The organism is Phascolarctobacterium sp. ET69 (assembly GCF_023336935.1).
Lineage (GTDB): Bacteria > Bacillota > Negativicutes > Acidaminococcales > Acidaminococcaceae > Fusicatenibacter_A > Fusicatenibacter_A intestinipullorum.
The window spans coordinates 208,465-234,254 of the sequence record NZ_JAMBLR010000001.1; the positions used below are offsets into that span (position 1 = coordinate 208,465).

24 protein-coding genes and 1 pseudogene are annotated in these 25,790 nt (G+C 37.0%); 24 read left to right on the forward strand and 1 reads right to left on the reverse strand.

Annotated elements, in window-relative coordinates:
- Positions 1-14: 14 nt before the first annotated feature.
- Positions 15-1,070 carry a type 2 isopentenyl-diphosphate Delta-isomerase gene (gene fni / locus M3079_RS01030; RefSeq protein WP_249076680.1) on the forward strand — a complete coding sequence of 352 codons (1,056 nt, stop codon included), beginning with the start codon at positions 15-17 and terminating at the stop codon, positions 1,068-1,070.
- A 251-nt stretch (positions 1,071-1,321) separates the two neighbouring features.
- Here fni and rpmB read toward each other — a convergent pair whose 3' ends face one another.
- A complete protein-coding gene (rpmB, locus tag M3079_RS01035) occupies positions 1,322-1,513 on the reverse strand; it encodes a 50S ribosomal protein L28 (RefSeq protein ID WP_021716145.1) in 192 nt (63 codons plus the stop codon).
- A gap of 110 nt (positions 1,514-1,623) precedes the next feature.
- On the opposite strand from rpmB, the gene recG reads away from it, so the two are divergent.
- The 23 genes and pseudogenes from recG (at position 1,624) to M3079_RS01150 (ending at position 25,780) form a co-directional block, all read left to right on the forward strand.
- Positions 1,624-3,681, forward strand: coding sequence for an ATP-dependent DNA helicase RecG (recG, locus tag M3079_RS01040; RefSeq protein ID WP_249076682.1), 2,058 nt, complete (start codon positions 1,624-1,626; stop codon positions 3,679-3,681).
- Between the two features lie 11 nt (positions 3,682-3,692).
- Complete coding sequence (locus tag M3079_RS01045) at positions 3,693-4,385, forward strand: TVP38/TMEM64 family protein (protein ID WP_249076683.1); 693 nt, start codon at positions 3,693-3,695, stop codon at positions 4,383-4,385.
- A 93-nt stretch (positions 4,386-4,478) separates the two neighbouring features.
- Entirely contained in the window at positions 4,479-6,035 is a 1,557-nt protein-coding gene (locus M3079_RS01050) for a [FeFe] hydrogenase, group A (protein WP_249076684.1), read from the forward strand.
- A gap of 162 nt (positions 6,036-6,197) precedes the next feature.
- Complete coding sequence (locus M3079_RS01055) at positions 6,198-8,285, forward strand: polyribonucleotide nucleotidyltransferase (RefSeq protein ID WP_249076685.1); 2,088 nt, start codon at positions 6,198-6,200, stop codon at positions 8,283-8,285.
- A gap of 63 nt (positions 8,286-8,348) precedes the next feature.
- A complete protein-coding gene (locus M3079_RS01060; protein ID WP_249076686.1) occupies positions 8,349-8,798 on the forward strand; it encodes a dUTP diphosphatase in 450 nt (149 codons plus the stop codon).
- 288 nt (positions 8,799-9,086) lie between these two features.
- Entirely contained in the window at positions 9,087-10,457 is a 1,371-nt protein-coding gene (wbaP, locus tag M3079_RS01065; protein WP_349293321.1) for an undecaprenyl-phosphate galactose phosphotransferase WbaP, read from the forward strand.
- Positions 10,457-11,302, forward strand: a complete 846-nt coding sequence (locus M3079_RS01070; RefSeq protein ID WP_249076689.1) for a glycosyltransferase family 2 protein — start codon at positions 10,457-10,459, stop codon at positions 11,300-11,302. The genes wbaP and M3079_RS01070 overlap by 1 nt, the downstream gene beginning before the upstream one ends.
- A gap of 16 nt (positions 11,303-11,318) precedes the next feature.
- Entirely contained in the window at positions 11,319-12,410 is a 1,092-nt protein-coding gene (locus tag M3079_RS01075) for a glycosyltransferase (protein WP_249076690.1), read from the forward strand.
- A gap of 28 nt (positions 12,411-12,438) precedes the next feature.
- Positions 12,439-13,302 carry a glycosyltransferase family 2 protein gene (locus tag M3079_RS01080; RefSeq protein WP_249076691.1) on the forward strand — a complete coding sequence of 288 codons (864 nt, stop codon included), beginning with the start codon at positions 12,439-12,441 and terminating at the stop codon, positions 13,300-13,302.
- Positions 13,303-13,315: 13 nt separating this feature from the next.
- Positions 13,316-14,194 (forward strand): glucose-1-phosphate thymidylyltransferase RfbA, encoded by an 879-nt coding sequence (gene rfbA, locus M3079_RS01085; RefSeq protein ID WP_249076692.1) that lies wholly within the window; start codon positions 13,316-13,318, stop codon positions 14,192-14,194.
- Positions 14,195-14,208: 14 nt separating this feature from the next.
- Positions 14,209-14,754 carry a dTDP-4-dehydrorhamnose 3,5-epimerase gene (rfbC, locus tag M3079_RS01090; protein WP_249076693.1) on the forward strand — a complete coding sequence of 182 codons (546 nt, stop codon included), beginning with the start codon at positions 14,209-14,211 and terminating at the stop codon, positions 14,752-14,754.
- A gap of 68 nt (positions 14,755-14,822) precedes the next feature.
- On the forward strand, positions 14,823-15,659 hold the full coding sequence (rfbD, locus tag M3079_RS01095; RefSeq protein WP_249076694.1) for a dTDP-4-dehydrorhamnose reductase: 837 nt from the start codon (positions 14,823-14,825) through the stop codon (positions 15,657-15,659).
- A 5-nt stretch (positions 15,660-15,664) separates the two neighbouring features.
- On the forward strand, positions 15,665-16,636 hold the full coding sequence (locus M3079_RS01100) for a glycosyltransferase (RefSeq protein WP_249076696.1): 972 nt from the start codon (positions 15,665-15,667) through the stop codon (positions 16,634-16,636).
- The gene (locus M3079_RS01105) at positions 16,636-17,046 is read left to right on the forward strand and encodes an FdtA/QdtA family cupin domain-containing protein (protein ID WP_249076697.1); all 411 of its coding nucleotides are present in this window, start codon (positions 16,636-16,638) and stop codon (positions 17,044-17,046) included. Before M3079_RS01100 ends, M3079_RS01105 begins: the two co-directional genes overlap by 1 nt.
- 2 nt (positions 17,047-17,048) lie before the next feature.
- Positions 17,049-18,148 (forward strand): annotated as a pseudogene (locus M3079_RS01110) (DegT/DnrJ/EryC1/StrS family aminotransferase).
- Between the two features lie 327 nt (positions 18,149-18,475).
- Positions 18,476-19,240: a hypothetical protein gene (locus M3079_RS01115; protein ID WP_249076698.1), complete on the forward strand. Its 765-nt coding sequence runs from the start codon at positions 18,476-18,478 to the stop codon at positions 19,238-19,240.
- A 4-nt stretch (positions 19,241-19,244) separates the two neighbouring features.
- The gene (locus tag M3079_RS01120) at positions 19,245-20,657 is read left to right on the forward strand and encodes a polysaccharide biosynthesis C-terminal domain-containing protein (protein ID WP_249076699.1); all 1,413 of its coding nucleotides are present in this window, start codon (positions 19,245-19,247) and stop codon (positions 20,655-20,657) included.
- Positions 20,658-20,670: 13 nt separating this feature from the next.
- The gene (locus M3079_RS01125; RefSeq protein ID WP_249076701.1) at positions 20,671-21,264 is read left to right on the forward strand and encodes a GNAT family N-acetyltransferase; all 594 of its coding nucleotides are present in this window, start codon (positions 20,671-20,673) and stop codon (positions 21,262-21,264) included.
- A gap of 5 nt (positions 21,265-21,269) precedes the next feature.
- The gene (locus M3079_RS01130; protein WP_249076703.1) at positions 21,270-21,509 is read left to right on the forward strand and encodes a hypothetical protein; all 240 of its coding nucleotides are present in this window, start codon (positions 21,270-21,272) and stop codon (positions 21,507-21,509) included.
- A 2-nt stretch (positions 21,510-21,511) separates the two neighbouring features.
- On the forward strand, positions 21,512-22,744 hold the full coding sequence (locus tag M3079_RS01135) for a fatty acid--CoA ligase family protein (RefSeq protein WP_249076704.1): 1,233 nt from the start codon (positions 21,512-21,514) through the stop codon (positions 22,742-22,744).
- Positions 22,741-23,463 (forward strand): SDR family oxidoreductase, encoded by a 723-nt coding sequence (locus M3079_RS01140; RefSeq protein ID WP_249076705.1) that lies wholly within the window; start codon positions 22,741-22,743, stop codon positions 23,461-23,463. Before M3079_RS01135 ends, M3079_RS01140 begins: the two co-directional genes overlap by 4 nt.
- An 11-nt stretch (positions 23,464-23,474) precedes the next feature.
- On the forward strand, positions 23,475-24,497 hold the full coding sequence (rfbB, locus tag M3079_RS01145) for a dTDP-glucose 4,6-dehydratase (protein ID WP_283162393.1): 1,023 nt from the start codon (positions 23,475-23,477) through the stop codon (positions 24,495-24,497).
- Between the two features lie 260 nt (positions 24,498-24,757).
- Positions 24,758-25,780 carry a copper amine oxidase gene (locus M3079_RS01150; protein WP_249076706.1) on the forward strand — a complete coding sequence of 341 codons (1,023 nt, stop codon included), beginning with the start codon at positions 24,758-24,760 and terminating at the stop codon, positions 25,778-25,780.
- Positions 25,781-25,790 lie beyond the last annotated feature (10 nt).

A 25,790-nucleotide genomic window follows, 5' to 3' on the forward strand; every position in this document is an offset into this window, starting at 1 on the left:
TACGGTGGTAATTAATGTCGCGTGAACAGAGGAAACTTGACCATATCAAATATGCGCTGAAGCTTGGTGACGGACCGCTCACCAACGGTTTGGAGAATGTACATTTTGTACATAACTGCCTGCCGGAGCTTAACCCGCAGGATATAGTCCTTTCCTCACAGTTCGGCGGCATTTTCTTTTTATCTCCGTTTTTAATTAACGCCGTTACGGGCGGGGCAGACGCCGTTACGGAAATTAACAGGCGGCTTGCGCGTGCGGCCAAAAAAGCGGGTGCGGCAATAGCAGTAGGCTCGCAGTACGGTTCTGTTAAAAATAAAACCAACTACCAAAGCTACGAAGTTGTACGCGAGGAATACCCGGACGGCATTGTTTTTGCCAATACCAGCGCACTGGCTACGCCGGAAGAAGCGCTGGAGGCTGTGCGCATGCTTAACGCCGATGCCTTGCAGATACATTTAAACCCTGCACAGGAACTGATTATGCCCGAAGGCGACAGGGATTTTAAAGGCCTGTTTGCCAATATGCAGCGCATACTTGATAAATGCCCTGTGCCGGTAATAGTTAAGGAAACCGGCTGCGGCATGGCGGCGCGGCAGGTTAAGCAGCTTTTAAAAGCGGGCTTTACCTGTTTTGATGTCGGCGGCGCAGGCGGTACTAATTTTCCGGCTATTGAGGCGGAACGCTACGGCGGCACGGCGTTTTTAAACGGCTGGGGGCTTAATACGGCCCAATCGCTTTTGGAAGCGGGCGGTGTATGCGGCAACGAAGGTTATATTGCAGCCTGCGGCGGCATACGCAGCGGCTTGGACGCGGCAAAGGCACTGGCACTTGGCGCGGATATAGCCGGCATGGCCGGCAATGTGCTGGAAGCGGCTGTAAACAAAGGCGAGGACGCGGCGGCAGAAATAATTTTGCAGGCCGAAGAAGAACTGCGCATGCTGATGCTGTTAACGGGTTCTTCCGATATAAAAAGCCTGAGGGCAAAGCCGCTGTATTTTACAGGCAGCCTGCTTGATTTTATGCAGTGCCGAGGTTGGGAACCTGCGGAAGTTGCCCGCTCAAGAAGATAAAAAATAAAACGGTATAACATTTTGTTATACCGTTTTCTGTATTATAGTTTTATTTAAGATACTTTTATTAAAAATTAGATGTAGTTGCAGCATTTAGGTCCGTAAATTTTGCTCATTATTCAATCGCAAAATTTGCGTAGCTTCGCTGGCACAATTATTGCCATCGTTATTACTCGGCACTAATTGGCGCTCAGCCAATAAAAAAGAAGCCAAATACCAAGGTATCAGGCTTCTTTTATAATCCGTAACAATCAGATAGCGCGGTTAACTTTACCGGAACGCAAGCAACGGGTGCAAACGTTAATACGTTTTACAGAACCGTTTACAACGGCTCTTACTTGCTGAATGTTCGGTTTCCAAGCGCGTTTAGAATGTCTATTGGAATGGCTGACGTTACAACCAGCTTGAATACCTTTGCCGCAAACTTCGCAAATGGATGCCATGAGTCCCACCTCCTTAACGTAATTCCAGCATCAGTTACAAATTTAACAGAAGTATCATACCATAGAATGAAATTAAAAGCAAGTTATTTTTAGATTGGCAGTGTGATTTTATGTGGTGGCAGGAGCCAATTACAAAATTAAAGGGTATCGGGCCTAAAAAAGCGGCAGATTTTGCCAATTTAAACATTTTTACCATTGGCGATTTGCTGAACCGTTATCCCCGTACTTATGTAGACCAGAGCAAAGTTAAAACAATAGCGGAGCTTACAACAGACGGAGAAAAGCAGTTGTTTTGCGCTGAGGTTTACCGCGTGGCGGACAGAATATCGGCAAGGCGCATGCGTTATACGCTGGTAACGCTTAAAGACGCTACCGGCTTTGCGGAGCTGTATATGTTCTCGCATCAGCGCTTTCAAACGCGCAATTTTAAGCCGGGCACGCAGCTTTTGGTGGACGGCAAGGTGCAGCCGGGACGCGGGGCAAAAATGGTAACGGATGCTTACGTGCAGATTTTAAAAGACGGCGAAAGCGTTTCTGCACCCGGTATTTTGCCGGTGTATGCTTTAAGCGGCGCTCTGACGCAGCAGAATGTGCGTACAGCCGTTAAAACGGCTCTGGCCATGGCAGAAGACTACCTGCCGGAATCGCTGCCGCAGGAAATAATTGACGCCAAAAAACTGCCTCCGCGTTTTGAAGCCGTTAAAAACATTCATTTTCCCGTAAGTTTTGCGGAACTTACCCGGGCACGCAGCCGTTTTATTTTTGAAGAACTGTTTTTATTGCAGTGCGGGCTTTTGTATTACCGCAGCAGGGTAAAAAGCACGCGCAGCGGCATAAAAATGGCGCCTGACGGCACGCTTTTGCAAAAAGTGCTGGCGCAGCTGCCTTTTAAACTTACGGAAGCGCAGCAAAAGGCATGGCAGGATATAAGCCTTGACATGCAGGATAAAAAGCCCATGCACAGGCTTTTGCAGGGCGACGTTGGCAGCGGCAAAACCGTTGTATCGGCGCTGGCGCTTGCCAAGGCTGCGGAAAACGGGTATCAGGCCTGCATTATGGTGCCGACAGAAATTCTGGCCCAGCAGCATTACGAAACTTTGCAGGCGTTTCTGGAGCCTGCCGGTATCAGCTGCGGGCTGTTAACAAGCAGCGTTAAAGGCGTGCGCCGCCGCGAACTTTTGGAAAACCTTGCAGCAGGCAATTTGCAGGTGCTTGTAGGCACACATGCTTTAATACAGGATGACGTTATCTTCGATAAACTCGCGCTCGTCGTTACGGATGAACAGCACCGCTTCGGCGTTGAGCAGCGCGCCAAACTGGCAAATAAATCGGCTTACGAGCCGGATGTTCTGGTTATGACGGCAACGCCGATACCGCGCACGCTGGCGCTGACGGTGTACGGTGATTTGGATGTTTCGGTAATGAAGGGAATGCCGCCGGGAAGAAAGAGCATAAAAACGCTGTGCTACACCGGCGACAAGCGGCGCGAGGTTTACGCAGGCATGGTGCGGCAGATTAAAGCCGGGCACCAGGCATATATCGTCTGCACGGTGATAGAGCCGGGTGAAATGCTAGGCGTGCGTGCGGCAGCGGAAGTTTATGAAGAATTGCAGCGTACTTTTTTAAAGGATATACCCTGTGCACTGCTGCACGGCAAAATGAAGCCTGCCGAGAAGGAAGCAGTGATGGAAGATTTTGCCGCCGGTAAAATGAAGGCGCTTATCAGCACTACGGTTATAGAAGTTGGCGTTAACGTGCCAAATGCCACACTGATGATTATTGAAAACGCCGACCGTTTCGGCCTTGCCCAGCTGCACCAGCTGCGCGGGCGCGTAGGGCGCGGCGAGGCACAGTCTTTCTGCGTGCTGCTTACTGATTCTGACAGCCAGGAAACACTGGCGCGCCTTAACGTTCTGCATACATCAAACGACGGTTTTTACCTTGCCGAGCAGGATTTAAAACTGCGCGGCGCGGGCCAGCTTTTTGGCCTGCGGCAGCATGGCTTGCCTGATTTATATATTGCTGATATACTTCAAGATACAGATGTTTTGATAGAAGCGCGAGCCCTTGCCAAAAAAACGCTGGCAGACGCAGGACAGACGGCAGAAATTACCAAAGTTCTGGATGCGCAGTTTGACGAACGTTTTAAACGTATATTCAATTCGTAACGGAGGCCCCAATGGCGGAAGAAAAATGGTATCAAAACCCGGAAAAAGCATCACAGGCGGCTGCGGTAATTATTTTAGCCCTGGCCGCTTTGTTAACGTGGCTGTTTGCCGGTGAAGAAGTAAAAAAAATGTTTGCCCTGGCCGTCAGCGGCGATGTGGAAGCGCTGGCAGCGTATTTCCGCTCTTTTGGGGCGTGGGCAATGCTTATCAGCTTCCTGCTTGATGTATTAATCAATGCTGGCAGCATTTTCCCGTCCATCTTTATTTCTACCGCCAACGGGCTTATTTTCGGTTTGCCGCTGGGCATTTTAATTTCGTGGCTGGCAGAAACAACCGGCGTTGTTATCAGCTTCTGGCTGATGCGTTATCTGTTCCGCGGCGCTGCCGAGAAGATGATTGCCAAAAGCCCGATGCTGATGAAGATTGACGATTTGAGCGGGCGCAAAGGGCTGCAATGGATGGCGGCGGCAAGAATGCTGCCGTATTTTCCGTCCGGAATTTTGACGGCGATTGGCGCGGTAAGCAAAATTTCCACGCGCGATTACATTATTGCCAACCTTATAGGCAAGTTCCCTTCAACGGCGCTGGAAGTTGTTATAGGGCACGACATTGTTAATTTTCAGCAGCACAGCGAACGCCTTGCCGTGCTGGTAACGGTGGCAATACTTATTTTTGCCGCTTACAAATATTACTACAAAAAATAATTGTTTTCTTTTAGCACTCTGTTGTGTTTTCTTTGGCTGTAAGGTATAATTAAAGCAGCAGTTATTTTAAAGAAGATTCAAAAGGAGGCAGCTATGAGCAAACACCAATTTACGGATATCCGCGTTGCCATCGAGCCGGATAATCCTTCCATCCAGCGTCTGGAGTTTAAGTGCATTAAATGCGGAAACTGCAAAACCGTCTGCACCGATTATATCGGCGTATGCGGAACTTATGACCTTAAGGCAACGGGTGATAAGCCTATCTGTATTAACTGCGGGCAGTGCGCCAATGTTTGCCCGGCAGACAGCATTACCGAAAAAATAGAAGCGTATCAGGTAATGGCGGAAATCCGTGATGAGGATAAAATTGTTATTTTCAGCACTTCGCCTTCCGTGCGTATTGCTTTGGGCGAAGAATTCGGCATGCCCGACGGCAGCTTTGTTGAAGGCAAAATGGTTGCGCTTTTGCGCAGGCTTGGCGCAGATTATGTGCTTGATACCAATTTTGCCGCCGATATGACGATTGTGGAAGAAGCAAGCGAGCTTTTACAGCGTATTACCGAAGGCAATAAGCCGCTGCCGCAGTTTACCAGCTGCTGCCCGGCGTGGGTTAAATTTGCCGAAACGTATTATCCAGAAATGCTGCCGCATATTTCCAGTGCCAAAAGCCCTATCGGCATGCAGGGACCAACCATTAAAACCTATTTTGCCCAAAAAATGGGCATTGACCCGCGTAAAATTGTCAACGTGGCAGTTACGCCCTGCACTGCCAAAAAGTTTGAAATCCGCCGCGGCGAGATGAATGCGGCCGGGCGTTACCTTGGCATTGAAGATATGCGCGATATGGACTACGTTATTACCACGCGCGAACTGGCAATGCTGGCCAAAGACGAAGGTATTGATTTTGCCGCGCTGGAGGATTCTGCCTATGATGATTTAATGGGGCAGGCGAGCGGCGCAGGCGTTATTTTCGGCAACACCGGCGGCGTTATGGAAGCGGCAATCCGTACTGCTTACTGCTACGCAACCGGCAAGGACGCACCGCAGGCTTTGTACGATTTGCAGCCCGTACGCGGTATGGACGGCATCCGCGAGGCGGAGGTTGACATTGAAGGCACCAAGGTTAAAGTGGCCGTTGTTTACGGCACTGCCAACGCCCGCAAACTGATTGAAAAAATTAAAGCAGGCGAAGCAGAGTACCACTTTGTGGAAGTTATGGCATGCCCGGGCGGCTGCATCGGCGGCGGCGGACAGCCAAAAGACAAGGAATATAAGGGCGACGCTCTGCGTGCGGCACGCATTGAAGGTCTTTATAAGCGTGACAGCAGCATGAAGCTGCGTTTAAGCCACGAAAACCCGGAAATTAAAGCTTTGTATGCAGATTTTTACGGCAGGCCGCTGAGCGAACTGGCGGAACAGATGCTGCATACCGTATATTTTGACCGCAGTGTGGATTTGGGCGGCGTATATATCGCGCCCGGCGCGGAAAAACAGCCTGCGGCAGAAGTAGCTGCACCGCAGCAGGATATTGGCACGCATAAATGGCGCTGCAAGGTTTGCGGCTATATATATGAAGGCGAAACTTTACCGGAGGATTATAAATGCCCTCTGTGCGGTATGGGCGCCAATATGTTTGAAAAAATAGAATAGTTTTGCCAAAGCCTCTGCCGTAAAAACGGGCAGGGGCTTTTTGCTGCATAAAAAAAGCAAAAAAATTAAAAAATTTTGTAAAAAATAGTGAAGGAAAATAAAAAATGTTGTAGAATATATGGCAGGTAAACCAAAAATGAGAGAAAATTAGGAGGACAAAAAATGCATAGTTACAGCATTGAGCTTGGCGGCAGAACGCTGACGATGGAAATCGGCAAAATTGCCAAGCAGGCCAACGGCGCAGTATTGGTGCGCTATGGCGACACTGCGGTAGTAGTTGCTGCTACCGGTACAAAAACACCGCGTGAAGGTGTAGACTTTTTCCCTTTGACTGTTGATTTTGAAGAAAAAATGTACGCTGTGGGTAAAATCCCCGGCGGCTTTATTAAACGTGAAGGACGCCCGGCTGAAACCGCTATTTTAACCAGCCGCCTTATCGACCGCCCGATCCGCCCGATGTTCCCGGAAGGCTACCACAACGACGTGCAGATTGTTGCAACCGCCGTTTCCGTAGACCCGGACAACGCACCGGATATTCCGGCAATGATTGGCGCTTCCTGCGCACTTTCCATTTCCGATATTCCGTTTGAAGGCCCTATCGCCGGTGTGCGCGTAGGCATGATTGACGGCCAATACATTATTAACCCGACCATTGAACAGGCTAAAGTAAGCCGCCTGAACCTTGCTGTTGCAGGCACCAAAGACGCTATTTTGATGGTTGAAGCAGGTGCCAAGGAAATCAGCGAAGACGAAATGCTGGACGCTATCTGGTTTGGCCACGAAGAAATTAAAAAGCTGGTTGAATGGCAGGAAAAAATTATGGCAGAAGTTGGCAAACCCAAAATGGAAGTGCCTGTTTACGAACCTCCTGCCGAACTTGCCGCAGAAATTGAAGCTTACGGCGCTGAACAGCTGAAAGCAGCCCTGATGGACGCCAACAAGCTGGAACGCGAAGAAAACGTTGCCCGCATTAAAGCTGAAATCGCTGACGCATTTATGGAAAAATATCCTGACAATGCCAAAGACGTTGCTTATATTACCCAGAAACTCGTTAAAAAGATTGTACGCCGCACCATTTCCGTGGATAAAATCCGCCCGGACGGACGTGCGCTTGACGAAGTACGCCCTGTAACCTGCGAAGTAGGCCTCTTAGCCCGCCCGCACGGCAGCGCACTGTTTACCCGCGGCCAGACTCAGATTTTAAACGTGCTGGCACTGGCTCCGCTCAGCGAAGCACAGACTTTGGACGGACTTGGCGTAGAACTTACCAAACGTTATATCCATCACTATAACTTCCCGCCGTACAGCGTTGGCGAAACCAAACCGCTGCGCAGCCCGGGCCGCCGCGAAATCGGCCATGGCGCGCTGGCAGAACGTGCACTTTTGCCGGTAATTCCTTCCGAAGAAGAATTCCCGTATGCAATCCGCCTGGTTTCCGAAACTCTGGAATCCAACGGTTCTTCCTCCATGGGCAGCGTTTGCGCAAGCACCCTTTCTCTTATGGATGCAGGCGTGCCTATTAAAGCACCGGTTGCCGGCGTAGCAATGGGCCTTGTTAAAGACGGTGATTATTTCACCATCCTTACTGATATTCAGGGCCTTGAAGATGCTCTCGGCGATATGGACTTTAAAGTTGCCGGTACCAAAAACGGTATTACCGCCATCCAGATGGATATTAAGATTGACGGCATCAACAAGGAAATTTTCAAACAGGCTCTGGCACAGGCTAAACGCGGCCGCGAACACATCATGGGCATTATGCTTGACTGCATTGCCGAACCGCGCAAAGAGCTGTCCAAATACGCTCCGAAGATTACCACCATCCATATTGACCCCGAAAAAATCAGCAAGGTTATCGGCCCCGGCGGCAAAACCATCAAAAAGATTGTTGACGAAACCGGCGCCAAAATTGATATTGAAGAAGACGGCCGCGTATATATTGCCGCAGTTAACAGCGAAGAAGCTGCAAAAGCAATTGATATGATTAACGGCATTACCGCCGAAGCGGAAGTTGGCAAAGTTTATACCGGCAAAGTTACCCGCCTGATGGCGTTTGGTGCTTTTGTTGAAATTCTGCCGGGCAAAGAAGGTTTGGTTCATATTTCCCAGCTTTCTACCGAGCGCGTAAATAAAGTTGAAGACGTTGTTTCCGTAGGCGACGAAATCGTTGTAAAGGTTACGGAAATCGACCAGAAGGGCCGCATTAACCTGTCCCGCAAAGCAGTGCTGGCAGGCGGCTTAAGCAAATAATTTAAGTAAAAACTAAATCCCGCTGAATTAGTTTCGGCGGGATTTTTTATAGTGAGGTGTACTATGAAATTACGTGGTTTTGAAAAAATTGCTTCTTTTAAAGAAGTTGAGTTCCCCATGCCGGAACGCAAAACAAAAATGGCGGCGGGGTACGATATCTGCCTGCCGCAGGATGTTACAATTAAGGCGCATACGTTGCAAATGGTAGCGACCGGCGTGAAAGCCTACATGCAGGACGATGAGTTTTTGGGCGTGCATATACGCAGCAGTATGGCGGTAAAAAAAGGCCTGGCGCTGGTGAACAACGTTGGCATTATCGACGCCGATTATTACAATAACGAGGATAACGAAGGGCATATTATGCTGGGTTTGTATAACACAACGGACAGCGATGTTACCATGGCAAAGGGCGAGCGCGTAGCACAGGGCATTTTTTACAAATACCTTACGGCTGACGGCGACAGCGCCGACACAACCCGCAGCGGCGGCTTCGGCAGCACGGGCGATAAATAAACTGTACCCTTAAAAATTAAATAATACTAAAATTTAAATTACAGGTTTTAAAAGACTGCTTGTAAGTGCAAACGCGCTTGCAGACAGTCTTTTTTTCGTAAAAACAGAGTTAAGTTAAAAGGCAAGAGTAGAGATTTTATTTTAAAAGTGATATAATACATAATAATTGATTGCAAAATAAAGTTATAGATAAGTTTTAAATAAAAATTAAACTCAGGGTGAGAAAACGTGGCAGAAAATCTGCAAAAAATAAATAAGTATACCAATATTATTCTACCGTTTGTATTAATATGTGTTGATTACATTGCTATAGTATGTGCAGAAGAACTTGCCTTTAACTTTCGTAACTTCTATACCGGTAATCACAGCCTGCATATCTCCTGGCTCAACTTTTGGGTAGTATTTCCGTTGCTTTATTTAATCTTCTTAAATATTGAACAGCTCTATAACCGCCGAGCTCAGTTCTGGCAGATAATTCAAAAGCTCTTTATTACCAGCTGCTACGCTGTTACAAGCATTATCATATTACTCTATATAGCGCGTATTGCAGGTTCAACTTCAAGAATGTTTATTGCAGTTTTCTGGATATTGAGCTTTATACTGCTTGTAGTATTTCGTTATATCGTTAAAAAGATACTTGAAAAATATCAGCTATTACAAATACCTGTACTCATCATCGGCGCAGGCAAAACAGCAGAACTACTTGTACAAGGCATTAAAAACGATGCCGGTATGGGCTATAAAATAATCGGTTTACTTGAAGACGACAAAGTAGAAAAAGGAATATTAGAAAACTACCCTGTACTTGGTAAATTCAGTGATGCAGAACAAGTAATAACAAAATACAATATTAACCATGTGTTTATAGCAGCACCGGGGTTAGAACAAGGTAAACTTACAAAGTTAATCTATAAAGTGCAGCCTTTAGTAAAAAGTATGGGCGTAATACCAAACCTTGTAGGTGTACCAATGGGCGGCATAGAAGCAGAAAGCCTATTTAATGAAAAACTAATGCTTTTGCGCTTAAAAAATAATCTTGCACGCCCGGTTAATAGATGGATAAAAACAATCTTTGACTACGTGCTTACCATAACCGGCACAATCGTTATCAGTCCGATACTTATAGTAATAGCCTTATGGATATATAAAGACTCACCTGGGCCGGTAATCTTCAAGCACAGGCGTATAGGCAAAAACGGCAAAGAATTTAACTGCTATAAATTCCGCAGCATGTGCGTAGACGCCAAAGAAAAGCTGGAGCAGCTTTTAAAAAATGACGCCGAAGCCAGAGCAGAATGGGAAAAAGACTTTAAGCTAAAAAACGACCCGCGCATAACAAAAAGCGGAGCGTTTTTACGTAAAACAAGCCTGGACGAACTGCCGCAGATATTCAACGTACTGAAAGGCGAAATGAGCCTTGTAGGTCCGCGCCCGATAATAAGGGATGAAATGCAAAGGTACGGAGAATACATCGACGACTACCTGATGGTAAAACCAGGCATAACCGGCATGTGGCAGGTAAGCGGCAGGAGCGATATCGATTACGCAGAGCGTGTACTTTTAGACAGTTGGTACACAAGAAACTGGAGTGTGTGGCTAGATTTAATGCTACTGTTTAAAACATTTAAAGTAGTATTACTAAGAAAAGGTGCGTATTGATGAATATACCTATAAGTATAATAATACCTACTTATAATGCTGGAAAAGAATTTGAAAAACTTGCTTTAATGATAAAAAAGCAAACAGCAAATATTAGGCAGGTATTAGTAATTGACAGCAGTTCAATGGATGAAACCGTAAGTATAGCTGATAAATATAATTTTACAGTAGAAATTATACCAAAATCAGAATTCGGGCACGGTAAAACACGTCAATATGCATTAGAGAAAATCAATACTGAAATAGCAGTATTTTTAACGCAAGATGCTTTATTGTATGATGAATTTTCCGTTGAAAAATTAGTTCAGTGTTTAATAAGTGATGAAAAAATTGCCGCAGTTTATGGCAGACAAATGCCTTATGAAAATACCGGTATTTTAGGTAGATTTGCACGTTTATATAATTATCCGCCAATATCTAAAATCAATAATTTTTATGATAAAAAAGAGAAAGGAATAAAAACAGCTTTTTTATCAGATTCTTTTAGCGCTTATAAAAAAACGCTATTAAATAAAATAGGTGGCTTTCCTGATGTAAATTTTGGCGAAGATACTTATGTTGCTGCTAAATTATTGATGAATGGTTATAAAACAGCTTACTGTGCTGATGCTAAAGTATATCATTCACATGATTATAGTTTATATCAGGAATATGTTCGTAATAGAGAAATTGGCAAATTTCACAGGCAAGAAAAATGGCTTTTAGAAACTTTTGGTAAAGCAGAAAGTGAAGGATTCAAATTTGTAGTTAATGAAGCCAAATATCTTGTTAAAAATGGTAAGTTTTATTATTTGCCAATAGCATTTTTGCATAATGCAGTTAAATATTTGGGATATAGATTTTAAAAGAAATGAGATTTTTATGAAAAAAACACTTGTTTTGTCAGGAATAAATTTAGTTGATGGAGGTACCCTATCTGTATATCAAGATTGTATTAAGTCATTGATAGAGTACGGATATACAGATAAATACAACATAATTGCTTTAGTTGGTAAGAAAAAGTTGTTTGATAATTATGAAAGTTATTTAAAAATTATTGAATTTCCAGATTCTAAAAAAAGTTGGTTTAAAAGATTATATTATGAATATTTTTATTTCAAAAAATTATCTTATAAATTAAATCCTGAAATATGGATTTCAATGCATGATATGACACCTAACATAAAACCATGTAAACAATATGTTTATTGTCATAATTCTAGTCAGTTTAGTGATATGAAATTTACTGAAATAAAATATGGCTATAAATATTATTTGTTTTCCAAATTTTATAAATATTTATATGCAATAAATATAAAACGTAATACAGCTGTAATTGTCCAGCAAGAATGGATTCGTAAAGCTTTTAAAAGTACATATAAAATAGAAAATATTATTGTGGCGAGACCATCAATACCTAATATTGATAAAATAACTAATAAAAAGACGAATGAAAATATATTTATATATCCATCTTATCCAAGGTATTTTAAAAATTTTCAAGTTGTTTGTAAAGCTGCTGAATTACTTTCAAAAACAAGTAATGAAAAATTTAAAGTATATATAACTATTGATGGAAGTGAAAATATATATGCAAAAGAATTAGTAGAAAAATATGGAAATTGTGAAAATATAGTTTTTTGTGGTTTATTAACACGAGAAAATCTATATGAAATATATGCGAAAGCAAAATGTCTAATATTTATGTCAAAATTAGAAACATTTGGTATGCCAATTCTAGAATTTAAGCAAACTAATAAACCTATAATTTTAGCAGATTTAGCTTATGCACATGAAACAATAGGAAATTATGATAAAGTTTGTTTTGTAGAACAAGATGATTTTGAAGAACTAAGTAAGAAAATGTTTGAGGTTATTAATACAAATACAGTAAAAGGGTATTCTAAAAGTATTAATTATGAAATACCTTTTGCAAATAATTGGAAAGAATTGTTTGAATTGATTTTACAGTAAAAATTATAAAAAGAAAGAGTAATATTCAATGTATAAGAATAAATTAATTGGCGTTGTAATTTTAAATTATAAAGATGCAAATACAACAATAAAATTGTCTAATATAATAAAAAATTACAATGTTATAGATAAAATTGTCATTGTTGATAATTTATCGCCAGACGATTCATATTATAAATTATCTAAAAATAAAACTGATAAAATTGATGTCATTCAGACTGATAAAAATGGTGGTTATTCTTATGGTAATAATTTTGGAGCGTTTTATCTAGTAAATAAATATAATATTGATATTTTGTTTATAGCTAATCCTGATGTTGAATTTAGTGAACAATTTATTATAAAATGTTCAGATTATATTGATAAGAAAATACTGCAAGCTATTAGTGGAATCATGTTATTGCCAAACGGTCATAAAAGTATTTGGAATGGAAAAATTAATAACTTTTATGAAGATGTAATGGATTGCACAATTTTTTTAAAACACTTTTTTAAAAATTATACGTTTGACTATACTTCTGTAAAAAACGAATTAATTTATGTTGATTTTTTACCTGGTTCTTTATTTGCTATTGATAGCAGTGCTTTTATTAAGATTAAAGGATTTGATGATAAAGTATTTTTATATTGTGAAGAAAGTATTATTAGTATGAAGCTTAAGGAATTTGGTTATAGGCTTGCTATATGCAAAAATATTAGTTTTAAACATATGCATTCTGAATCAATTAATAAATCTATAACTAAAATAAATCAATTGAAATTATTATATAAATCAAAATTATATTTTCACAAAAATTATTTAAGTTCAACAAAATTACAAATCTTTATTCTTAAGATTTTTATGTATTATGGTATTTTTGCGAGAAAAATACTTTATAAATTTTTTTATTAGTGGGAGGATTGAAATGAAAGGTATAATTTTAGCAGGTGGCAGCGGCACACGTCTTTATCCGCTTACTATGGTTACAAGTAAACAATTATTACCAATATATAACAAACCGATGATTTACTATCCGTTATCTACGCTTATGCTTGCAGGTATTAGGGAGATTTTAATAATTTCTACGCCGCATGATTTACCAAATTTTGAAAAATTGTTAGGTACAGGCGAGAGATACGGGCTTAAATTAAGTTATAAAGTACAGCCTTCACCAGATGGTTTGGCACAAGCCTTTATTTTGGGCGAAGAATTTGTAGGCAATGATAGCTGTGCTTTAATTTTAGGTGATAATATTTTTTACGGTGCAGGTTTAAGCAAACATTTAAAACAAGCAGCTGCTAATAAAACCGGTGCAACGGTATTTGGTTATTATGTAGATGACCCGGAGCGATTTGGCGTTGTTGAATTTGATGCTGACGGTAAAGCAGTATCTATCGAAGAAAAACCTGCGCAGCCTAAAAGTAACTATGCAGTAACCGGCTTGTATTTTTACGATAACAATGTTTGCAAATATGCCAAAACACTTAAGCCATCCGCCCGCGGCGAATTGGAAATTACTGATTTAAACAAAATTTATCTGCAAAACGACAAGTTAAACGTAATTACCTTGGGTCGCGGTTATGCCTGGCTTGATACTGGCACGGTTGATAGCTTAAATGAAGCGGCAGAATTTGTAAAAGCTGTTGAAACAAGAACCGGTATACCCATTGCTGTGCTTGAAGAAATTGCCTACAACAACGGCTGGATAACAAAAGAGCAGCTTTTAGAAAGCGCTGAAAAATATGGAAAAGCTCCTTATGGACAATACTTAAAAAAGGTAGCAGAAGGCAAAATAAAATATTAAGAAGGTAACATAAAATGAAAATAGCTAAAACAAAACTTGAAGGTGTGGTAATAATAGAACCTGAAGTATTTGGCGACAACCGCGGCTTTTTTATGGAAAGCTGGAACAAAAAGAAAATGGCTGAAGCAGGTTTAGATTATGATTTTGTGCAGGATAATCATTCTAAAAGCACGGTAAAAGGTACGTTGCGTGGTATTCACTTTCAAAAAGGCGATAAAGCACAGGCAAAACTGGTACGCTGCGTAAAAGGAGCTGTGCTTGATGTTGCGGTAGATTTGCGTAAAAACAGCCCAACATTTAAACAATGGGTTGGTGTAGAACTTAGTGAAGAAAATAAAAAGCAACTTTTGATTCCGCGTGGTTTTGGGCATGGATTTGTAACATTAACTGACGATGTAGAATTTTTGTACAAAGCGGATAACTATTATGCACCGGAAGCTGATGCCGGAATACGCTGGAACGACCCGGACATAGGTGTAGAGTGGGGTATAGAAAATCCGATTTTATCTGAAAAAGATAAAAAGAATCCATTTTTGAAAGATTGTAGAGAATTGTTTTAGCAGTAAATAGACCCACGGTTTAGAAGGCCGTTGCTCTAGCTCAAGTTTATTATATAGGTGATTTGATAGTGAAAGTTTTAGTAACTGGTGCTAATGGTCAGCTTGGCTACGATGTTGTAAAAGAATTGCAAAAACAAAATATAGAATGTTACGGTGCAGTGCGTAAAGATTTTGATATTGTTGATTTTGAAGCTACGGAAAAATTTATTACAAATTATAAGCCGGACGTTGTGATTCATTGTGCAGCATATACCTCTGTTGATAAAGCAGAAGACGAACAAGGATTATGCTATTTAGTTAATGCTTCTGCAACAGAAAATATTGCTGGAATTTGCAAAAAAATAAATGCCAAAATGCTTTATATCAGTACGGACTATGTTTTTGACGGAACAAAAAACGGTTTTTATGAAGTCGATGATAAACCGAACCCGATAAATGTTTACGGTAAAACAAAACTGCTTGGAGAGCAGGCAGTACAAAAAATATTAGATAAATATTTTATTGTGCGTATATCCTGGGTATTTGGTGAGCATGGCAATAATTTTGTAAAAACAATGCTGCGTTTAGGCAAAGAACGTAAAGAAATAAATGTAGTTGCCGACCAATATGGCAGCCCAACATATACAGCAGATTTAGCGCCGTTATTGGTGGAGATGATACAAACAGATAAATACGGCATTTATTATGCAACAAACAAAGGTGTATGTACATGGGCAGAATTTGCCGAAGAAATTTTTAAAATTGTTGGTATGGATGTTAAAGTGAACCATATAACGACTGCTGAATATCCAACAAGAGCCCAAAGACCGATGAATAGTAGGTTGAGTAAGAAAAGTTTGCAAATAAATAATTTTAAATATTTAAAATTATGGAATGACGCATTGAGACAATTTTTAAATAGGTAATTTACATGAAAAATAAATATGATGTATCAATTATTGTCGCGACATATAATCCGGATTTAAATAAGTTAATGAGTACATTGTTATCAATAATAATACAAAAAGGTATTAAGTTTGAAATAATAGTTACCGACGATGGATCTCAAAAGGATTATTTTAAAGAAGTTATAGTATTTTTTGAAAGAAATAATTTTAAAAATTATAAACTTATAAAAAATGAGATTAATATTGGTACAGTTAATAATTTTTATAATGCTTTAATTATAAGCAAAGGAAAATATGTATTTGGTATTTCACCAGGCGACATGATATATGATGAAAATAGTTTATTTTCTATATTTGATTTTGCGGAGAAAAATAAAGTCAAAGTTTGTTTTGGAGATGCTGTATATTATTCTAATTTTAATAATCATTTAAAAATATATGAAGAAGTTAATAATGCGCCTTTAAAAAGTGCAATTTATGATGATGATATTCCATTTAATACGCAAAAAATAGGATTTTTATGGGGAAATTATATTTTGGGTGTTTCTTTTTTTAGAAATAGAGAACTTGCTATTAAATATATTGGCAAAATAAAAGATTATTGTAGGTATGTTGAAGATAACACTTCAACTGCGTTTATTTTGGCGGATAATATAAGAATTCATCATTTAAAAAAACATATAGTTTGGTATGAATATGGAACCGGTGTATCTACGAGCAAAAGTGAAAAATGGAGTAAGTTATTAGAACAAGATTTTAATAATTGTTATGAGAAATTGTATAATTCATACATTAAAGATAATATTATTAGCGCTTTTTATCATACGAGTAAAATGAATAAAAAGTTGTCAAAAACTATATGTATGGTGTTAAATCATCCAATGATTTTATTTACAATTTTAAAGATAAGGCTAATGCCAAAATCCATAGGTTTGCAACATCCAATTAATAAAAAAATTTTAGAAAATTACTTAAAAATGGGAAGTGAGTATTAATGCAGGTAATTAAATATGTTTTTCAGCCACATGGTGATGAACGAGGGCAACTTGTGGCATTAGAGGAGTTTAAAGATATACCTTTTAAAATTAAGCGTGTTTATTATATGTATGATACCGCTAAAGGCGTAGTGCGTGGTCATCATGCACATAAATCTTTAGAACAAATTTTAGTTTGCATACATGGAAGCTGCAAAATACTTTTAGATAATGGACAAGAAAAGAAAATTATACCTTTAGAAAAGCCTTATGAAGGACTGTATGTAGCTAATAATATGTGGCGTGAAATGTATGATTTTTCTACTGATGCTGTTTTAATGGTTTTGGCGTCCGAGTTATATGACGAAAATGATTATATAAGAAACTATGATGACTTTTTAAATTTTCTTAAGGTAAATAAAGGAGAATAACAATGAAAGTACTATTTGCAACTTTTTTGCCAATGCATAATGAAATTAGACAGGAATTAGATTCTGCATATAACCGCGTTTTGGATAAAAGTTATTTTATACAGGGGGATGAATGTAGAAAATTTGAAGAAGAATTTGCTGAATACTGTGGAGTAAAGTATTGCGTTGGTGTAGCGACTGGATTAGATGCACTATTTTTAATCTTAAAAGCTATGAATATAGGTAATGGTGATGAAGTTATAGTACCGTCAAATACTTACATTGCTACTGCATTAGCAGTTTCATATACTGGAGCAAAACCTATATTTGTAGAACCTGAAATAGAAACGTTTAATATAAATCCAAGTAGAATAGAAGAAAAAATAACATCTAACACCAAAGCAATTATAACGGTACATTTGCAAGGGCGGACTGCGAATATGGAAGCAATTAATGTTATCGCTAAAAAGCATAATTTAAAAGTTATAGAAGACGCAGCACAAGCTCATGGAGCAAAATACAAAGGTAAAAAAGCTGGTTCTTTAGGTGACGCTGCCGGATTTAGTTTTTATCCCGGTAAAAATTTAGGAGCGCTTGGAGACGGCGGTTGTGTGACTACTAATGATAAAGCATTGGCTGATAAAGTCAGAGCTTTAGGAAATTATGGCTCTGATTATAAATATCATCATATTTATAAAGGAGTTAACAGCAGATTAGATGAAATTCAGGCAGCATTTTTAAGAGTAAAATTACCTAATCTGGATAGATGGAATGAAGACAGGCGTGCAACAGCTAAAAAGTATTTTGAGGGTATAAAAATCCTTTAATAAAACTTCCTCTAAAATCTACTGATGAATTTGAGCATATTTATCATGTTTTTGTTATCCGTTGTGATAAACGTGATGAATTAGAAAAATATTTAAATGATAATGGGATTGGGACGCTGAAACATTATCCTATACCTATGCATGAACAGGAATGTTATAAAGATTTAGGAATTAAACATGGCGAATTGCCAATTGCTGAGGAAATTAGTAGAACAGTTTTAAGTATACCAATGTATTATGGTATGACAGATGAAGAGATTAACTATGTTATTGAAGTAATAAATAAATTTAATTAATTATAATATTAACTATGCAGGCATTAACTTATAACAAACGAGAAACTAATATTGAATTATTACGTATATTATGTATTTGTGGCGTAATTTTATTACATTACTGCAATATTGAAATTGGAAAGGGTTTACTTTATGTGGATACAGATAGTTTAAACTATTATTGTATGCACTTTATTATTAGTTTAGCTATTTGTGCTGTAAATCTTTTTATTTTAATAAGTGGGTATTTTATGGTGAACAATGAGAAACGTTCATTAATGAAACCATTAAAATTAATAGTTCAGGTTATATTAGTACAATTATTTTTATACTTAGCGAATGTTTTTTTTGTTTGAGAAAACATTCGCTATTAAAGCAATATTACGAGCATTAATTCCGGCTAATTATTTTGTAATATTATATATTGCAGTGTATATAACTTCTCCATATATTAATAAATTAATGGCAATGTTGTCATTAAAACAAAATAAACGCTTTATTTTAATAATATTTTTAATTTTTTCGGTATGGCCAACTATTGTAGATTTAATAGAAGAAGCTGTTGGACATAAATTAATGGGGTTAAGTAGTATAGGTATGTATGGCAGTCAATATGGGTATAGTTATATAAATTTTTTATTAATGTATTGTATTGGTGCATTTTTAAAGAGATATGATTTTAGTAGTATAGATAATAAACGTTTATATGTGTCTTTTGTTTTAAATAATTTATTGATAAATATTTGGTCACAAATAAATATTACTACGGCATGGGAATACTGTAATCCATTAATAGTATTAGAAACTATTTTAGTATTTTTAATATTTAACAAAATAAAACTACAAAATGAAAAAATAAATTTTTTAGCAAAAAGTGTATTTTCTGTTTTTCTACTTCATTTTAGTTTTATTAATAAATTAAATATTTCTTATTTTGTTAACAGTAATTTAGCCGTAATGATATTACATATGATGTTTTCGTGTATTGGTATATATTTAGTGTGTTTTATATTTGATATTTTCTACAAAAAATTTGAAAATTTTATTTTTAAATTAAAGATTTGTAGATGTAGTTTTCTATCAGAAAATTTTACTTTATTACAAGATAAATAATATAATGAGCAAATTTAAACTTTTTATTGAAAATTTTTTAGTATATGGATTAGGTGGCATATTAAACAGAATAGTACCGTTTTTAATGTTGCCTATTATAACAAGATTAATGCCAAATACAAAGTATTTTGGCTTAAATGATTTATCTAATACAATAGTTCAATTCGGTACTGCTATAGCAATTATGGGAATGTATGATGCAGTATTTAGGTTATTTTTTGATAAAGATGATTTTACTTATCAAAGGAAAATTTGTTCAACTGCGTTAATTTTTGTTTTTTGTATAGGTACTATAATTTCTTTAATATTATATTTATTTGATTTACAGGTTACGTTATGGATTTTTGGAAGTGAAGAATATAAAATTCTTTTGCATTTAACGTGTATTAGTATATTTGTAGGAGCAACGAATAGTATTATTGCTTTACCAACCAGAGCACAAAATAAAAGAAAAATATTTATAAGCATTGGTTTGGTATCATCTATACTATCATATTCAATTTCAGTTCCTTTGTTATTAATAGGTGAATTTTTAATAGCTTTACCTTTAGCTGGAATTATTACAGCTTTAATAACTGAAATTAGTTTTTATATAATAAACAGAAAATGGTTTTCGTATAGATTATTTGATATTCAAATTTTACAAAATTTATTAAGAATAGCTTTGCCTTTGTTGCCGACATTTTTAATTTATTGGATTTTTACTTCAAGTGACCGTCTTATAATTGCAAAATTATTAAATAATGAAGCTGTTGGTTTATATGCGGTTGGTGCTAAAATTGCTAGTGCAAGTCAACTGATTTATACAGCTTTTGCTGGTGGATGGCAATATTTTGCTTTTTCAACAATGCGTGAAGAAAATCAGGTGAAAAATAATTCTTTAGTTTTTGAATATTTAGGAATAATTTCTTTTATAAGCGGATTGTTTGCTTGCGCATGGAGTAAAAGTTTTTTTGAAATATTTTTTACTGGTGATTATGTAAATGGTTACATAGTAATGCCATATTTGTTTTTAGGACCATTACTTTTAATGCTTTATCAGGTATTAGGAAATCAGTTCTTAGTTATAAAAAAAACATGGCCTGGAATGCTTATTTTGTTATTTGGAGCTATTTTAAATTTATTACTTAATTTGTGTTTAATACCTGTGTTAGGTATTGAAGGAGCAGCTATAGCAACATTAATTGGTTACACAGTTTCAGTAATAATATGTGGTATTGTTTTAAGAAAAATGAGTTTGGTAGATATTGAACGGCGTTTTATATATTTATCATTATTAATGCTTTTCTTTATGTTTTTATGGAGAGTGTATTTTATAAATTATTTGTTGATAAGCACAATGATGGCAATAATATTTGCAATATGTTGCGCACTATTTTATAAAAGAGAAATTTATATTTTATTAAATAAAAAGTAGAAAGGAAAATTTTATGGCAAGAAATATTGTACTTGAAGGTAAATATGTACGTTTAGAAGAAATTTCTCCTAAATATTTTCAAAAAGTAGTTGAATGGCGTAATAATCCAGAAAATAATAAATTTTTAAACCAGCCTTTTAAATTAACAATTGATTTAGAGAAGCAATGGTATGAAAATAAATATCTTAATGATATGACACAGGGCTTGTTCATTATGGTTGATAAAAAAAATAATATACCGTTTGGAACCATTGGATGGACAGATTATGATAAAAATAAACAATTATGCATATCTGGACGAGTATTAGTTGGAGAATATAAGTACAGAGGGAGAAAAGAATTTTTAGAAGCCACTTTATTGTACAATGATTATTTATATTATGATTTAAATATAAAAATTATGTATGCGCATATCTTTTGCGAAAATAAAGATTCAATTTCTTGGTCAAAAAATTGGGGATTTAAACTAAATAATTCTTCTATTGAATTTCCCAAAGAACTTGTAGTGAACGGTAAGAGACAGAATGAATATATACGTACTTTAAAAGATTATGATTTAGTAAAAAATAAAATAAAAAAATATTTTGATTTTAAAAAGGAGAAGTGATAGTTATGAAAAAAGAAGAAATTAAAATTGCTCTTTTAAATATGATAAATGAAATAAAATGCGAGAAGGGTGATGATAAAATTAAAGATTTAGATGATTCATTATTATTACGCAATGATCTTAATTTAGATTCTTTTGATTTAGCAATATTAACAGCGAAAATAGAAGATAAATATAATATTGATGTTTTTGAAGATAGAATTGTTAAAACTGTTGGTGAAATTATTATTAAGTTGGAGAAATAGTTATGAATTTTTTCATAGATGAAGCAAATAAAATAAAAATAAGTTATAACGATTTAGTTGCAAGAATGAATTCCAAGAAAGAAATTAAGAAGTATATATATTCTTCTAATATAGAAGATGTTGTAACTAATTTTGTTGCTTCATTATATTATGGATATGATGTAGTTTTATTGGATGGTGATTTTAGTTCAAAAGAGCTGACTCTTTTAAATGTTACTGAAGAAGATTTAAAATCAAAAGAACTTTTAAAAAATGATAAAAAGATTAAAAGTATTGATGAAGTAATAGAGAAAATAAAAGATAATATCAATGCTGTGCAGATAGCAATTTATACATCAGGTACTACTGGGGCACCTAAAAAATTTATACATCCATTATCTCTGCTTATGCGTAATATAAAAATATCCGAGAAACATAGTAGTGATATATGGGGATTTGCTTATAATATAACGCATTTTGCAGGAGTCCAAGTTTTTTTACAAGCATTGATGAATAAGAATCCTATTATCAATTTATTTAATAAAAATTTTGATAATGCTGATATGCTGTTAAAAAAATATAAATGTACCTGTATTTCTGCTACTCCAACATTTTATAGAAATTTTATATTTGTGCATAATGAAGAAAATGTAAATATAAAATATGCAACATTTGGTGGGGAGAAATTTGACAATGCATTAATAATTAAGGCTAAAAATAAATTCCCTAATGCAAAAATCAGAAATATCTATGCTTCTACCGAAGTCGGTAGCTTATTATCGGGTCTAAACGATTCTTTTAAAATACCGGAAAAGTTAAAAAGTCTTATAAAAATATCTTCTGAAAACCATTTATTGATACATAGTTCATTGTTAGAAAAAAACAAAATTATTGATGATTGGTATGATACTAATGATATTGTAGCAATGAATGAGGATGGGACTTTTAAAATATTAAGCAGGGATAGTGATTTTATAAATGTTGGTGGATATAAAGTTAACCCGGAAGAAGTAGAAAGTTGTATTTTGCAAATTAATGGAGTTTTAGATGTAGCGGTTATAGGAAGGGCAAATAGTGTATTAGGTAATATTTTAATTGCAAATATTAGAAAAGATGAAAAATATGCTGATACTGAATTAAAAAAGAAGATACTTGACACATTAAAAAGTGAACTGCAATATTTTAAAATTCCTCGGATAATTAATTTTGTCAGTAATATTGAAAGAAATAGAAGTGGCAAGAAGGTGAGAAAATGAAATGGATTATAGTTACAGGAGATAGCGGTGGGTTAGGTTCTGCTATTGTCAAAAATATATTAAATGATGGCAAGTATGGTGTCATTGGTATAAGCAGAAGCTTAAATGAAAATATAATGAATTTAATGAAAGATAATCAAAATTATGTACATATTAATTTTGATTTAGAAAATTCATTAGAAATAAGAGAATTGTATAAAAATAAAATAAAAACATTAGGTGAAATTGTTGGATTAGTAAATAATTCAGCAATGGCATATGATGATATTATAACAAATGCCAATGTTAATAGAATTGAAAAAATGTTTAGTATTAATGTCTATTCTCCTATGATTTTAACTAAATATGTTATAAGAGATATGCTTCTTCATAATAATAAGGGTAGCATTGTTCACATTTCATCGGTTTCAGCCCATACAGGTTATAAAGGATTAAGTATGTATGCAGCTACTAAAGGGGCACTTGAAGCATTTTCAAAAAATGTAGCCAGAGAATGGGGGGTTAAGGGCATAAGGTCTAATTGTGTGGCTCCTGGATTTATGGAAACTACCATTAGTTCATCACTTACGAATGAACAAAGACAAAAAATTTATCAACGTACTTCATTGAAAATGGCTACTGACATAGAAAGTGTTGCTTCAATGGTAGTATTTTTATTAAGTGAAGAAGCAAAGTCGATAACAGGTAGTATAATAAACATTGATAGTGGAACAATATGAGGATTTAAATAATGAAACTCATCATTACCGGCGGAGCCGGGTTTATTGGAAGCAATTTTATATATTATCAGCTTAAGCATCATCCGGAAGATGAATTTGTTTGCTTGGATAAGCTGACGTATGCAGGTAATTTAAGCAGTTTAAAAGGTGTGATGGAGCAGCCAAACTTTAAGTTTGTGCGCGGCGATATTGCTGACCGTGATTTTGTTTGTAGCTTGTTTAAAAGAGAAAAGCCAGACATTATAGTAAACTTTGCGGCAGAAAGCCATGTTGACCGCAGTATTTTAGAGCCGGAGTTGTTTTTAAAGACTAACGTTATTGGTACTGGCGTGCTGATGGATGCCTGCCGTAAGTACGGCATAAAGCGTTATCATCAGGTAAGTACGGATGAAGTGTACGGCGATTTGCCTTTAGATAGGCCGGATTTGTTCTTTACGGAAACAACGCCGCTGCATACCTCAAGCCCGTATTCTGCATCTAAGGCAAGTGCTGATTTACTTGTTTTGGCATACCACAGAACGTATGGTTTGCCGGTAACGATTTCCCGTTGCAGCAATAACTATGGCCCATATCACTTTCCGGAAAAATTAATTCCTTTAATGATTATCAATGCTCTGCACGACAAAGCTTTGCCTGTTTACGGAGATGGTGTTAACGTGCGCGACTGGTTATATGTAGAAGACCATTGCAGTGCGATTGATTTAATCATCCGCGAGGGACATGAGGGTGAAGTTTACAACGTTGGCGGGCATAACGAAAAGAGTAATTTGGATGTAGTAAAGATTATTTTAAAGGCACTTGGCAAAAGCGAAGATTTAATTACTTTTGTTAAAGACCGTCCTGGTCACGACAGGCGTTATGCCATCGACCCGACCAAAATACACAATGAACTTGGCTGGCTGCCGCAAACGAAGTTTGTGAACGGCATAGCAAAAACCATTGAGTGGTATTTAGATAATAAAGACTGGTGGCAGGAAATCATCAGCGGAGAATACCAGAAGTATTACGAAAAAATGTATAAAAACAGAATATAAATTAAAAGCGCCGGTTAAGCGAACTGCACCTCAAAAGTTAAGCTTTTGGGGTGCAATTCATATACGGGTAGTATTGATGGTGTTTTTGACACCTTATTTTATTAATGCGAAAGCGGTTTTGGCAGCAACAATTTATTTTAAATTCTGAGCTGTAAAAATAAAATACAATTGCAGTATTTGTGTTATAATAAACAGTAAACATCTATTGGAGGTTAATCTTGAGGCTAAAAAAATGTTTTCAAACTCTGGCAATTAGTTGTATGGCATTTTTGCCTTTAAACGCTTTTGCTTCTGATGAACTTATTACAGGGCGCGGTTTGCCTGAAACTTATACAGAAGTAACTGCGCAGAAAACTACTTCCGGTTCAACGCTGATTTTTTCTGACAGCCCGGAAATGGTTTACAGAAACGGCGTTTTATACCGTGATACCGTAAGCGGTGATGTAAGGATTTTCTTTCATCATGTAAATGCAATGGAAACCAATAAAAAACTCGCCGTTATACTCAGCAATGAACAAATGCGCCCGGTTAAATACAGCGTTGCCAACAACAGCATTGGCAATGCGGGCTGGCATTATTTAAAGGTTGGCAAGGAAACACAGCAAAAATATTTTTCCGGCGTTCATAATAAAACGGAAGGAAACCTTGGCTTTGGCAATAACACAGAGCTTTTAACCGGCCGCGGCTATGTGCTTGAACCGGCGCAGCTTTTGGTGGGCACTATTGATTTGCACACCGATAGACCGGTGCAGGTAAGCGTTATTATGTGCGACGAAAAAACAGATTTGGATTTATATAATGAATACGCACCTGTTCAGCCTATGGACGAGCATCCGTTAAGGGGTACTTTTGACGATGCGGACTGGAATTACACTGTATCTGCGCCGCTGAATACTGATAACAACAAGGTGTATATGCTTGAACTGGCCTCCGAAGAACAGGGCTTTGCGCGCGGCAAGGACGGCACAACAGGCAAAGATGCTGTAAATTACGGCAATTACGGCATTGTATATTCTGTTAATTTTACAATCAGCGGCAATAAACCGGCGGCAATGTATTTAAATCCGCTGGGCGGTTTGTTTGCCGGTTACGGAGTGCTGAAAAAAGCCGGTGAAGAAAAAATTCTGCCTTTGCCGCAGGATAAAGTGGCAATAGGCGACAGTTATGACGATTTGCTTAAGCTTGGAGTTTTGGAACCGGGAACATACAGCTTTATCTGGTCGCCGCCGGGTGCTTCCAACCTGCCTGTAAGGCTGTATTGGATGCAGGACGGCAGTTTATAATAAAAATCAG